General features: G+C 60.6%; 12 protein-coding genes and 2 pseudogenes. 8 read left to right on the top strand and 6 right to left on the bottom strand.

Annotation, left to right across the window (positions count from 1 at the left end):
• Positions 1-74: 74 nt before the first annotated feature.
• On the top strand, positions 75-686 hold the full coding sequence (locus tag ACYZUA_RS13855) for a glutathione S-transferase (protein ID WP_309677852.1): 612 nt from the start codon (positions 75-77) through the stop codon (positions 684-686).
• A gap of 309 nt (positions 687-995) precedes the next feature.
• Here the strand turns inward: ACYZUA_RS13855 and ACYZUA_RS13850 are convergent, their stop codons facing one another.
• Positions 996-1,934, bottom strand: coding sequence for a hypothetical protein (locus ACYZUA_RS13850; RefSeq protein ID WP_461963547.1), 939 nt, complete (start codon positions 1,932-1,934; stop codon positions 996-998).
• 301 nt (positions 1,935-2,235) lie between these two features.
• Between ACYZUA_RS13850 and ACYZUA_RS13845 the strand changes: the two genes are divergently transcribed.
• A complete protein-coding gene (locus ACYZUA_RS13845) occupies positions 2,236-2,919 on the top strand; it encodes a response regulator transcription factor (RefSeq protein WP_461963544.1) in 684 nt (227 codons plus the stop codon).
• A complete protein-coding gene (locus ACYZUA_RS13840) occupies positions 2,897-4,291 on the top strand; it encodes a sensor histidine kinase (protein WP_461963542.1) in 1,395 nt (464 codons plus the stop codon). Before ACYZUA_RS13845 ends, ACYZUA_RS13840 begins: the two co-directional genes overlap by 23 nt.
• 185 nt (positions 4,292-4,476) lie before the next feature.
• Here the strand turns inward: ACYZUA_RS13840 and ACYZUA_RS13835 are convergent, their stop codons facing one another.
• From ACYZUA_RS13835 to ACYZUA_RS13825, 3 genes and pseudogenes are all read right to left on the bottom strand, one after another.
• A complete protein-coding gene (locus tag ACYZUA_RS13835) occupies positions 4,477-5,229 on the bottom strand; it encodes an HvfC family RiPP maturation protein (protein ID WP_461963540.1) in 753 nt (250 codons plus the stop codon).
• On the bottom strand, positions 5,222-6,061 hold the full coding sequence (locus tag ACYZUA_RS13830) for an HvfB family MNIO-type RiPP peptide maturase (protein ID WP_461963538.1): 840 nt from the start codon (positions 6,059-6,061) through the stop codon (positions 5,222-5,224). The genes ACYZUA_RS13835 and ACYZUA_RS13830 overlap by 8 nt, the downstream gene beginning before the upstream one ends.
• A gap of 11 nt (positions 6,062-6,072) precedes the next feature.
• Positions 6,073-6,219 (bottom strand): annotated as a pseudogene (locus ACYZUA_RS13825) (acetamidase/formamidase family protein); the annotation flags it as partial.
• A gap of 428 nt (positions 6,220-6,647) precedes the next feature.
• On the opposite strand from ACYZUA_RS13825, the gene ACYZUA_RS13820 reads away from it, so the two are divergent.
• Both ACYZUA_RS13820 and ACYZUA_RS13815 read left to right on the top strand, forming a co-directional pair.
• The gene (locus ACYZUA_RS13820) at positions 6,648-7,694 is read left to right on the top strand and encodes a class I SAM-dependent methyltransferase (protein ID WP_461963536.1); all 1,047 of its coding nucleotides are present in this window, start codon (positions 6,648-6,650) and stop codon (positions 7,692-7,694) included.
• A 112-nt stretch (positions 7,695-7,806) separates the two neighbouring features.
• On the top strand, positions 7,807-8,649 hold the full coding sequence (locus tag ACYZUA_RS13815; protein ID WP_461963535.1) for an NAD-dependent protein deacetylase: 843 nt from the start codon (positions 7,807-7,809) through the stop codon (positions 8,647-8,649).
• 115 nt (positions 8,650-8,764) lie between these two features.
• Here the strand turns inward: ACYZUA_RS13815 and ACYZUA_RS13810 are convergent, their stop codons facing one another.
• Complete coding sequence (locus ACYZUA_RS13810) at positions 8,765-9,667, bottom strand: LysR substrate-binding domain-containing protein (protein WP_461963534.1); 903 nt, start codon at positions 9,665-9,667, stop codon at positions 8,765-8,767.
• Between the two features lie 210 nt (positions 9,668-9,877).
• On the opposite strand from ACYZUA_RS13810, the gene ACYZUA_RS13805 reads away from it, so the two are divergent.
• The 3 genes from ACYZUA_RS13805 to ACYZUA_RS13795 are packed head-to-tail and all read left to right on the top strand — an operon-like array spanning position 9,878 to position 12,471.
• Positions 9,878-10,576 carry a CoA transferase subunit A gene (locus ACYZUA_RS13805; RefSeq protein ID WP_461963533.1) on the top strand — a complete coding sequence of 233 codons (699 nt, stop codon included), beginning with the start codon at positions 9,878-9,880 and terminating at the stop codon, positions 10,574-10,576.
• A 36-nt stretch (positions 10,577-10,612) separates the two neighbouring features.
• Entirely contained in the window at positions 10,613-11,278 is a 666-nt protein-coding gene (locus ACYZUA_RS13800; RefSeq protein ID WP_461963532.1) for a CoA transferase subunit B, read from the top strand.
• An 11-nt stretch (positions 11,279-11,289) separates the two neighbouring features.
• Positions 11,290-12,471 carry an acetyl-CoA C-acetyltransferase gene (locus ACYZUA_RS13795; RefSeq protein ID WP_461963531.1) on the top strand — a complete coding sequence of 394 codons (1,182 nt, stop codon included), beginning with the start codon at positions 11,290-11,292 and terminating at the stop codon, positions 12,469-12,471.
• A 114-nt stretch (positions 12,472-12,585) separates the two neighbouring features.
• Here ACYZUA_RS13795 and ACYZUA_RS13790 read toward each other — a convergent pair.
• Positions 12,586-12,771 (bottom strand): annotated as a pseudogene (locus tag ACYZUA_RS13790) (Nramp family divalent metal transporter); the annotation flags it as partial.
• Positions 12,772-12,787: the final 16 nt, after the last annotated feature.

Below are 12,787 nucleotides of genomic sequence, written 5' to 3'. Positions count from 1 at the left end.
CCACGCCGTTTGCAGCTCGCTGAAGCTAAACTAAGGTTGTCCATCCCGAAATGGACATCTGAAGGAGCGGTTCAATGAAGCTGATCGGCATGCTGGATTCACCTTATGTGCGGCGCGTCGCCATCTCTGCCAAACGCCTTGGCATCCCGCTGGAACACCAGTCGGTTTCGGTGTTTCGGCATTTCGAGCAATTCCAGCAGATCAACCCGGTGGTCAAGGCGCCTACCCTGGTGCTCGACGACGGCGATGTGTTGATCGACTCGACGTTGATCCTCGACTACCTCGAAGCCTTGGCCGGTCCTGGCAACAGCCTGATGCCCAGCGATCTCGCGCAACGCCTGCGCTCGTTGCGCCTGATCGGCCTGGCGTTGGCAGCGTGCGAAAAGTCAGTGCAGCTTTACTACGAACGCAACCTGCGGCCGGCGGACATTCAATTTGAACCGTGGGTGGAGCGGGTCGAAGGACAATTGGCGGCCGCCTATTCGGCGCTGGAGCGTGAGCTGGAAATGCAGCCGCTGAAGACCGACGGGACGATTGCTCAAGACGGGATTACGTTGGCGGTGGCGTGGAGCTTCACCCATCTGGTGGTGCCGGATCAGGTGGATGTGAATCGGTTTCCACAGATCAGTGCGTTTACCGCGTATGCCGAGGGGCTTGAGGTGTTTGTGAGTACACCGATTGAGTAGGCAGGTTTGTTGTGCCTGATCTGGCCCCTTCGCGAGCAGGCTCGCCCCCACATTTGATCTGTGTCGCTCACAAACTTTGGGCTCACTGAAGATCTACTGTGGGAGCGAGCCTGCTCGCGATGGCGGCCTGACAGTCACCATCAATCCGAATATCAGTCCGTTCAAACGCAAAACGCCGCTTCCACCAAAGGCAGAAGCGGCGCAGGCATGTGCCCAGTGCTATCAGGTGAACAGGGCGATCAGGATGATGATCGGGATGGGTATGCCAAGAAAGAACAGCAGTAGTGAGCGCATGAGCGTTCTCCTGGGTTAACGAACAGGTACTGAGGTGGTGGATACATAAGCGTCGGTTTCGAGGTACTCGACCGCATCCCGACGACGGCCACCGAAAGTTGCAGCAAGGCTGGCGAAAAACGCGCCAATCAGCAGTGCAATGAACATCCACAGCGAGGTCATTGCAGCCACCTTCGCAGCCGTATCGGCGGCTTGTTGGGCAGCCAGTTTGGCGTCGGCCGCGGCTTTTTGCGTGCGGGCATACACTTCATCAACGCGACGTTCAGCGTCCGCTTGAGTGAGGTTGGTCCGTTGGGCGACCAGTTGCGCCAGGTAGGTGCGATCTTCGGCAGCCAGCTGACCGTCGTTGCTCAGGCTGCGCACGAAGATGCGCGTCACGGTGCCATGAACGGCGTCATCACTGACCGCCACCGGACGGTCATCGCGGAACAGGCTGTCGACGAAGTAGCCATACTGGTCACTGCCAGTGTTGCCGGCAGCCGCGCCAGCGGCTTGAGTCGCGGCACTCGCGGCGCCACCGACCACACTCGCCCCGGCCTGCACGCCACCGCTGACAATGCTGCTGACCGAGCCGACCACCAGCGTCGCCGTCACCAGCGTCGCCACGCACCAGGCCAGGAAGCCATGGGCGGTGTCACGGAAGTAAACTTCATCACCGTGCATGTACGCCCATTTCACCCGCAGACGACCGGCGATGTAACCGCCAAGCCCGGAAGCCACGATTTGCGTAGCGGCCAGCCACACAATCGTTGAAATGCCCAAGCCCTTGGCGCTCACCCCTTCATTGGCCCACGGCGATACCGCCGAAAAACCCAGGCCAAAGCCGAGCAACACGAGGATCAGCGACAACGCTGCCGCCGCAGCGGCCCCTGCGAATATTGCCCCCCAGGACACGCCAGAAAGCGTGCTCGATTCTTCTAAGGCAGGAGAGAAACCATCAGAGGATCTATTCATTGTTATATCGCTCCAGGCAGGAAAGATGGTGTTACAACTCTTCAAAGGAGGGATTGCAGTCACCGTGCCAGTCGCCAACTTTAAATAAATCTCGGGATTTCAGTGATTTAGAAAGTTTGAACTTCCTATGACCATGCAATTTGCAAGGAACTGTCTGTTGCGGCGGGTTTTATGCATTGACCGGGAGAGGTGTTTGCAATGGAAAAATCAAGAGATCGCATGAAGTTTTATTTAGATAGCCTGCCATCATTTCTTGGCAGAATGCCGCTCAACGTTGAGTACTCCTAATCAGGCCCGCCCTATGCCCCGCATCTTGACCATCGAAGACGACGCCGTGACTGCCCGGGAAATCGTTGCCGAACTGAGCAGCCATGGCCTCGACGTGGATTGGGTCGACAACGGCCGCGAAGGTCTGGCGCGCGCGGTCAGCGGCAACTATGACTTGATCACCCTTGATCGCATGCTGCCCGAGCTTGATGGTCTGGCGATTGTCACCACGTTGCGGACCCTGGGCGTGGCCACGCCGATCCTGATGATCAGCGCCCTCTCCGACGTCGATGAGCGTGTGCGCGGCTTGCGCGCGGGCGGTGACGATTACCTGACCAAACCGTTCGCCACCGATGAAATGGCCGCCCGGGTGGAAGTCCTGCTGCGCCGGCAGAACACCGTGACCTCCCAGGTCACCACGTTGCGGGTGGCGGATCTGGAGCTGAACCTGATCAGGCACGAAGCCAGCCGCGACGGTCAACTGCTGACGCTGTTGCCCACCGAGTACAAGTTGCTGGAATTCCTGATGCGCAACACCGGGCAGATTCTGTCGCGGATGATGATTTTCGAAGAGGTCTGGGGTTACCACTTCGACCCCGGCACCAACCTGATCGACGTGCACATCGGCCGGCTGCGCAAGAAGATCGACCCGCCTGGCAATGTCCCACTGATTCGGACCGTGCGAGGCTCGGGTTATGTCATTGCTGAACCCCTCTAACGGCTGGCGTTCATCCAGCAGCCGTTTGCTGGCGCTCTACAGTTCGCTGTTCGTGCTCTGGAGCGGGATTCTCATGGGGGTCATGTACTACGAGGTTTCCGCTTACCTGGACAACCTGGCCAAACACTCGCTGATGCAGCGCCAACATTTGTTTTCGCACTTTCAAGGCGAACAATTGGCAGACGCCCTCGCCGTCAGCATGACCTTCGACATTCGCGGCATCGACGCTTATGGCCTGTTCGATGCCCAGCGCCGCTACCTCAGCGGTGCGCTGCGTCAAATGCCCAAAGGCCTGCCGCTGGACGGCAAGATTCACATGCTCGGCGACTGCGCAGACTCTGATGACCCAAGCCTGCCCGCCGACAGCTGCGACGCGGTAGCGACCCAGACCAAGGACGGTCGCTGGCTCGTGCTGGTGCGGGATAACGGTTCGTTGTTTGCCGTGACCCGGATCATTCTTCACGCATTATTCTGGGGTGTGACGCTGACCATCTTGCCCGGTATCGCGGGTTGGCACCTGTTGCGGCGGCGTCCGTTGCGGCGGATCCGTGCGATCCAGGCCAGCGCCGAGGCCATCGTCGCCGGCGACCTGGCCCGTCGCCTGCCGCTGTCCAATCGCCGCGATGAGCTGGACATGCTCGCCGCCATCGTCAACGCCATGCTCGAACGAATCGAACGCTTGATGAACGAGGTCAAGGGCGTTTGCGACAACATCGCCCACGACCTGCGCACGCCGCTGACGCGCCTGCGGGCGCAGCTGTACCGGATTCAGCAACAGGCTGATGAGGGTTCGACGCTGGCGGTGCAACTGGATTCAGTGCTCGGTGAAGCGGACACCTTGATGGCGCGCTTTCGAGGGTTGCTGCGGATTTCCGAGCTGGAAGATCGTCAGCGACGCTCGGGTTTTGTACAGCTGGATCCGGTGCCGTTGTTGCAAGAACTGCACGACTTTTATCTGCCGTTGGCGGAAGAAGGCGAACTGGTTTTCAAGCTGCAACTGCCTGACGTCTTGCCGCCACTGAATGGCGACCGCGCGTTGCTGTTCGAAGCGGTGGCGAACCTGCTGAGCAACTCGATCAAGTTCACGCCGCCGGGTGGCGAGGTGATTTTGCGGGGGGGCAATGAGGGGGAATTTACCCGGATCGAAGTGCTCGATTCGGGTCCTGGCATTCCGATGGCCGAACGAGAGGCGGTGTTCCAGCGTTTCTATCGTGCCGACGGCGGCAACCAGAAAAGCGGGTTCGGGCTGGGGCTGTCGATCGTTGCGGCGATTGTCAGCCTGCATGGGTTTACGCTTGAAGTCGGTCCTAGTGAACTCGGTGGTGCGCGGTTAGTGCTGGATTGCCAGCAAAGCTTGATCCCCCAGACCTGACGCTAACTCAAGAACGACGTGGATCCCCTGTGGGAGCGAGCCATGTGGCGAGGGGATTTATCCCCGTTGGGCTGCGGAGCAGCCCCGGTATTTCAAAGTTAAAGCGCGTTTACGACTGCTTCGCAGCCGAACGGGGATAAATCCCCTCGCCACATGGCTCGCTCCCACAGGGATTGGTGGTGTTTTCAGTAGCCCACCACCCCTTCTTTATGCATCTGCTGCAGTAATGCCAAGCCACTTTCCATAAACTCCGGCGACCCAGCCATCCCCGCCTCCACCGCCAATCCTTCCAACTGCTCACGCCCATCCAGTTGAGGAAATTCCTCAACCCGCTGCAACAACCGCCAGGCCAACGGGCTCAGTGCAGAAAACTTCACACTCCAGTCCTCAGCCCGACGCACCAGCAACAATGTCGGCTGAGCCGGCGCTGTCTCCGGTTGATAATCCGGCCCCACCAACTGCACCGGCCAGGCATACGCCAACGGCCAGGCCAGCGGCGAAACCTGCAACGGTCGGTCCAGCAACAACCCGGCATCGCTCAGCGGCAACGGCTCGGCCTCGGACTGCTGCAGCGCCATTTCGATCCACTCGTAATGCGCCAGCTCCACCATGAACGGCGGCCACGCCCTTTCGCTCAACGCTTGCGGTTCCGAGGCCAGGAATTCGACAAACTCCTTGGCGATCTCGCCGAATTTCGGCGTGTGCGCTCGGTAGTCGCGCAGGAAAACCCGGACCAGTGAACGCCAGTGTTCATCGCCGAGAATCGTGATCAGCACCGGAAAGGTCCCGCTGAGCAACGACGACAGGTTCGCGAATACCAGGTCGCGGTAAACCTGCGCCCGAGCCACGTCCATCCCGGCCGGTGGCGCGCAATGTTCGGGATCGCGCAGGTAAAGGCCCAGGGTGTTTTGCTGCTGAAACAGACTCGGCTTATCCACGGTTCACCCCCTCGGTTTGCAGGCGGCGAATGGTCTGCAACTCGGCCAGCAGTTCGGAAAATGCCGGGAAGTTGAAATCCCGTTCCAGCAGCGTCGGCTGCGCGCCGAATCGAGCGTAAGCCTCAGCCAGTAACGACCAGACCACCGGTTTCACCGAGGCGCCATGGGTGTCGATTTTCAACGTGTCGGACTCATCGAAATGCCCGGCCACGTGCATGGCCACCACCCGGCCCGAATCGATGCCCGCCAGAAAGGTCTGCGGATCGAAACCGTGATTGATCGAGTTGACGTAGACGTTATTGACGTCCAGCAACAGGTCGCAATCGGCTTCGCGCAGCACCGCGTTGGTGAAGGTCACCTCGTCCATGTCTTGCTGCGGCGCGGCGTAGTAGGAGACGTTTTCCACCGCCAGGCGCCGACCGAGAATGTCCTGGGCCTGGCGAATTCGCGCGGCGACGTGATGCACCGCTTCTTCGGTAAAGGGCAACGGCAGCAGGTCGTAAAGGTGACCGTCATCGGTGCAGTAGCTCAAGTGTTCGCTGTACAGCGGCACGTTGTATTGATCGAGGAAAACCCGGACTTCCTGCAGAAACCCGACGTCCAGCGGTGCCGGGCCGCCCAATGACAGGGACAAGCCATGACAGGACAACGGATAACGCTCGGCCAGGGTACGCAGCGCATGGCCATGCGCACCGCCGATGCCGATCCAGTTCTCCGGCGCGACTTCCAGAAAATCGAAATCGCCCACGCGGGCGGCTTGAAGGTCTTTCATTAAACCGCGACGCAAGCCGAGACCGACTGTCGCCTTCGCTGATGTGATGGGGGTCTGCATGACCATCACCGCGGTGTGCCAGTGATCAGGGTACCGCCGTCGGCCAGTGGCCCGAGCATCGGCTGGCTTGGGCCGATGATGCCGCTGGTGTATGGGTCGACGCGCAGGCGATTGACGGGGGTGGGTTTCAGATCGGTTGCTGGCAGGAACGTGGGCATTGTTATCCCCTTCACGGTGTATAGGGTGCCAAATGGCCTACGCAGTTCATCGCAGATTTGTATCTCGCCTGTGTTCGGCAGAGCCCCTGAGTTAGCCGGCACTGTATCGAGAAGCCAGTTAGATACAGTGGGTTACACAAATCCCTTGTGGGAGTGAGCCTGCTCGCGATGAGGCTCTGCCAGTCGACACCAATGTTGAACATCAGACCGCTTTCGCGAGCAGGCTCGCTCCCACGGGGGGGACGGTGTGAACCAGGGGGTATGGGAAGGTTTTCGTCGCTCCGGCCGGCAGTGCACGGCCCCCGGACTAAACTTAGTGCACGCAGGACGTGCTTATCGTCCTGTTCATTCCCACGACCACCGTCCAGAGGTGAACGCCTCGAAAAACAAGGCCTCTGGACTGTGATCCTGCTGAAGGAGCACACGTGATGGACGAGGCCAGACTCAATGATTTCATGGGCAAATTGGTGAACGACATGGGCGGCGCGGCGATGCTGGCCAACGTCATCCTCGGCGAAGAGCTCGGACTGTACCGGGCCATGGCCGACAGTCAGCCAATCACCCCTGAAGCCCTCGCTGAAAAAACCGGCTGCAACCCCCGCCTGCTGCGCGAATGGCTCAGCGCCCACGCCGCTTCCGGTTACATGGAGCACCGCGACGGCCAGTTCCGGCTGCCCGAAGAGCAGGCCATGGCATTGGCGATCGAAGACTCACCGGTCTATATCGCGGGTGGCGTCGGGGTGGTCGCATCGTTTTTCCATGACAAGGACAAACTGGTCAGCGCCATGCGCGGCGACGGTGCCCTTGCCTGGGGCGATCACCATCCGTGCATGTTCAGCGGCACGGAGCGGTTCTTCCGGCCAGGTTATAAAGCGCATCTGGTCGCCGAATGGCTACCGGCGCTCGAAGGCGTGGTCGCCAAACTGGAGGCTGGCGCCAAAGTGGCGGATATCGGCTGCGGCCACGGCGCATCCACCGTGATCATGGCCCAGTCGTTCCCCGATTCGCGGTTCGTCGGTTTCGACTACCACGCGCCCTCCGTCACCGTCGCTACCCAGCGCGCCGAAGAAGGTGGCGTGGCCGGGCGTGCGCGATTCTTCCAGGGCACGGCGAAAAGCTTCCCCGGCGATGACTATGATCTGGTCTGCTATTTCGACTGCCTGCACGACATGGGCGACCCGGTGGGCGCGGCGCGGCACGCTTATGACGCACTGAAACCGGACGGCACGGTGCTGCTGGTAGAACCGTTTGCCAACGACTCGCTCGACGACAACGTCACCCCGGTTGGCCGCTTGTTCTACGCCGCTTCGACCTTCATCTGCACCCCGAACTCGCTGTCCCAGGAAGTCGGCCTCGGGCTCGGCGCTCAGGCTGGCGAGGCGCGGCTGCGCAAGGTCTTCACCGAGGCAGGGTTCAAGACGTTCCGGCGGGCCACAGAAACACCGTTCAACCTGATTCTGGAGGCGCGTAAGTAAACCCGATCCCTGTAGGAGCACAGCTTGCTGGCGATGGCGTATTTGAAATCGCCATCGCCGGCAAGCCGTGCTCCTACAGGGTTGTCGGCAATGGTCCATCGGAGTGTTGAACATGCTCGACAGCCCCATCCGCGAACAACTCGACCGCCTTCAGCAGTTAATGGCCGACCAGCCGTTTGTGGTCCTGACCGGCGCGGGCATCAGCACTCCGTCGGGCATTCCGGATTACCGCGACAACCAGGGCGTGCGGCGCGGCCGGCAACCGATGATGTATCAGGAATTCCTCTCCGCCCCCGAATCCCGGCGTCGCTACTGGGCGCGGGCGATGCTCGGTTGGCCGCGGGTGCGCCAGGCTCAGCCGAACGTGGCCCACGAGGCCTTGGCCAGTTTGCAAAATTCGCAGCAGATCAGCGGCCTGATCACTCAAAACGTCGACACCCTGCACGACCAGGCTGGCAGCCATGACGTCATCGAACTTCACGGCAGCTTGCACCGGGTGTTGTGCCTGGACTGCGGCAAGCGCAGCGAACGGGATTCGATCCAGCAATTGATGGAAGCGCAGAATCCGTATCTGGTCGGCGTGGATGCGGTGCAAGCCCCGGACGGCGACACGCTGCTGGATGCAGCGTTTGAGGCGCGGTTTCAGGTGCCGCATTGCCCGCATTGCGCGGGTGAACGGATGAAACCGGATGTGGTGTTTTTTGGCGAGAACGTGGCGCAGGCCACGGCGGCCAAAGCAATGGCGGCGGTCGAAAAGGCTGCGGGGTTGCTGGTGGTGGGGTCTTCGTTGATGGCGTATTCGGCGTTTCGGTTGTGCCGGGCGGTGGCGGATCAGGGGAAACCGTTGATTGCGATTAATCTGGGGAAGACTCGGGCGGATGACCTCCTCGATTTGAAAATTGAGGCTTCATGCGAGCAGCTTTTGCCATTGTTGGCTCAGCGCCGCTCGTCCTGATCAACCTAAAACCCTGTGGGAGCGAGCCTGCTCGCGATAGCGGAGTATCAGTCAACACTGATGTCGGATGTGCCGGCCTCTTCGCGAGCAGGCTCGCTCCCACAGGTGACCGTGATCAGGGCAGAGAAACTCGTTGGCCGAGGTTTTCTTCTTTGAGGATGTCGAACAACGCCTGCGCCGCCGCCGACAGTTCAACCCCAGGCTTGGTCAACACCCCAATCGCCCGCTCCACCACCGGATCGCGCAAGGTAATGCACCGCGCCCCCAGCTCCAGCATCTGCCCGACACACAACGCCGGCACCGCACTCACCCCCAACCCGCTCGCCACCATCCGCCCAACCGTCGCCAACTGATGACTTTCAAACTCCACCGGCAATTTCATCCCACGCGCCTGCAAGTGCTCTTCAAGCATCACCCGAACCGTCGACGGTCGCTGCAAGGTGATGAACGGTTCCTTGAGCAAGGTTTGCCAATCGATGTCTTCCCGTTCGGCAAAAGGAGAATCCTTCGGCACCACGGCAACGAAACGATCCATGTACAACGGCGTGAATGCCAGCGACGAACTCTGGTTCGGTTCAAACGCCACCCCCAGCTCAACCTGCCGGTCACGCACCATCTCCAGCACCTGCTCGTTGATCACGTCATTCACCGTGACGTTGACCTTGGGATAACGCGAGCGGAAGGTTTTCAGGATCGGTGGCAGCAGGTTGCCGGCGAATGAGGGCATCGCCGCCAGCGTCACGCGACCGCGCTGGAGGGTAAATCGTTGTCGCAGCTCATCCTCGGCATTGTCCCAGTCAGCGATCAGGCGACGCGCCAATGGCATCAGCGATTCTCCCTCCGCGGTCAGTGCGACATTGCGCGTGTTGCGGGTGAACAGGCGCCCGCCCAGCCCTTCCTCCAGCGCCTTGATGGTCAGGCTCAAGGCCGATTGCGACAGGTGCAGCCGCTCGCAGGCCACGGCAAAACTCAAACTCTGGGCCACGGCCAAAAACGCCCTGATCTGCTTGACTGTCATGTGCGAGTTGCTCCAGTAATCAGGAGCACGGCTTGCCCACGATGGCTTCCTTGAAATCGCCATCGCGAGCAGGCTCGCTCCCACAGGGGTTATTAGTGAGTTTTATCTATCAATCAACCTTAAAAATCAACTTAACAAATGAATACTGCGGCGAGACACTTCTATCCCATACGGCTAGCCAGCCGCCCACAAAGAATAAAAGAGGTGCATATGGCAGGTTTCGACAAGCGCGTGAGTTCCTACGAGGAAGCCCTGGCAGGTCTTGAAGACGGCATGACCGTGATCGCCGGCGGCTTCGGTCTGTGCGGGATCCCGGAAAACCTCATCGCCGAGATCAAGCGCAAAGGCACACGTGACCTCACCGTGGTTTCCAACAACTGCGGCGTCGACGGTTTCGGCCTCGGCGTGCTGCTGGAAGACCGGCAGATCCGCAAGGTGGTGGCCTCCTACGTCGGCGAGAACAAAATGTTCGAAGACCAACTGCTGAAAGGCGAAATCGAAGTGGTCCTGACCCCCCAAGGCACCCTCGCCGAAAAAATGCGCGCTGGCGGCGCTGGCATCCCGGCGTTCTTCACCGCCACCGGCGTCGGCACTCCCGTTGCCGACGGCAAGGAAGTCCGCGAATTCCATGGCCGCCAGTACCTGATGGAAGAGTCCATCACCGGTGACTTCGCCATCGTCAAAGGCTGGAAAGCCGACCATTTCGGCAACGTCATCTACCGCCACACCGCCCAGAACTTCAACCCGCTGGCCGCCACTGCCGGCAAGATTACCGTGGTCGAAGTCGAAGAAATCGTCGAACCCGGCGAGCTGGACCCGTCGCAGATCCACACCCCTGGCATCTACGTCGACCGGGTCATTTGCGGCACGTTCGAGAAGCGCATCGAACAGCGCACCGTGCGTAAGTGATCCCCTGCCCCCGGACCGAATGAAGGAATAACAACAATGGCACTTTCCCGCGAACAAATGGCTCAACGCGTCGCCCGCGAAATGCAGGACGGCTTCTACGTGAACCTGGGCATCGGCATTCCGACCCTGGTCGCCAACTACATTCCTGAAGGCATGGAAGTCATGCTGCAGTCGGAAAACGGCCTGCTGGGCATGGGCCCCTTTCCTACTGAAGAAACCATCGATGCCGACATGATCAACGCCGGCAAACAAACCGTGACCGCACGTATCGGCGCGTCGATCTTTTCCTCGGCCGAGTCCTTCGCGATGATTCGCGGTGGTCATGTCGACCTGACGGTGTTGGGCGCCTTTGAAGTGGACGTGGAAGGCAACATCGCCTCCTGGATGATCCCCGGCAAACTGGTCAAGGGCATGGGCGGCGCGATGGACCTGGTGGCCGGCGCAGACAACATCATCGTCATCATGACCCACGCGTCCAAGGACGGTGAGTCCAAGCTCCTGTCCAAATGCAGCCTGCCGCTGACCGGCGCCGGTTGCATCAAGCGTGTGCTGACCGACCTGGCTTACCTGGAAATCGAAAACGGCGCGTTCATTCTCAAGGAACGTGCACCGGGCGTCAGCGTCGAGGAGATTGTCGCCAAGACCGCCGGTAAACTGATCGTGCCGGATCACGTTCCGCAAATGCAGTTCGCTGCCCAGTGAGGAATCATTCCATGCAAGAAGTCGTCATTGTCGCCGCCACCCGTACCGCCATTGGCAGTTTCCAGGGTGCCCTGGCCAACGTGTCCGCGGTTGACCTCGGTGCTGCGGTGATCCGTCAGTTGCTGGCGCAAACCGGTCTGGACGTTACTGAAGTCGATGAAGTGATCATGGGCCAGGTATTGACAGCCGGCGCCGGGCAAAACCCTGCGCGCCAGTCCGCGATCAAGGCTGGCCTGCCGTTTACCGTGCCGGCGATGACCCTGAACAAGGTCTGCGGCTCGGGCCTCAAAGCACTGCATCTGGCCACTCAGGCAATTCGCTGCGGCGATGCCGACGTGATCATTGCCGGCGGCCAGGAAAACATGAGCCTGTCCAATTACGTCATGCCGGGCGCTCGCACCGGTCTGCGCATGGGTCACGCGCAAATCGTCGACACCATGATCAGCGACGGCCTGTGGGATGCGTTCAACGATTACCACATGGGCATCACCGCCGAGAACCTGGCCGAGAAGTACAGCCTGACTCGCGAACAGCAAGACGCCTTCGCCGCAGCCTCGCAGCAGAAAGCCACGGCCGCCATCGAAGCCGGGCGTTTTGCCGATGAGATCACGCCGATCCTGATTCCTCAGCGCAAGGGCGATCCGGTCGCCTTCCAGGTTGACGAACAGCCACGGGCCGGCACCACCGCCGACTCCCTGGGCAAACTGAAACCCGCCTTCAAGAAGGACGGTTCGGTGACTGCCGGTAACGCCTCGTCCCTGAACGACGGTGCCGCTGCGGTGATTCTGATGAGCGCGGAAAAAGCCAAGGCTCTGGGCTTGCCGGTACTGGCGAAAATCGCCGCTTACGCCAATGCGGGCGTCGACCCGGCGATCATGGGTATCGGCCCGGTCAGCGCGACTCGTCGTTGCCTGGACAAGGCCGGCTGGTCCATCGACCAACTCGACCTGATCGAAGCCAACGAAGCCTTTGCCGCACAATCCCTGGCGGTGGCCAAGGACCTGGAATGGGACCTGAACAAGGTCAACGTCAACGGCGGCGCTATCGCCTTGGGCCACCCGATCGGTGCGTCGGGTTGCCGAGTGCTGGTGACCTTGCTGCATGAAATGATCAAGCGTGACGCCAAGAAAGGCCTCGCCACCCTGTGCATCGGTGGTGGTCAGGGCGTGGCACTGGCGATCGAGCGGGCGTAAAGCGTTCAACAGACGGCGCGGGGACCCACGAATATCCGTTCGCCGCCTGGCAAAACACCCGGTGCGATTCACATCGCACCGGGTTCTTTTTGTCTGGTCGTCAGGCAAATTTCACCCCGCCAGACTCGCCAGCGGCACCACGAACAACAAGCTGTAACCAAACCGCGAGCCGGCCTCGATGGCGGTCGCCCAGTTGCCCGGGTCCATGTAGCCGATGGAAACCAGCAAGCCAGGAACGGCAAAGCGCAGCATCCGGTTGAAGAACGAGGCGCGGGGATCGACGGCAACGCTGCCGGCCACTTCCGGCGGACAGAAC

Source organism: Pseudomonas sp. LS2P72 (assembly GCF_054897865.1).
Note: the sequence above shows the minus strand (reverse complement) of the source record. Positions and strands in the feature narration are given on the sequence as shown.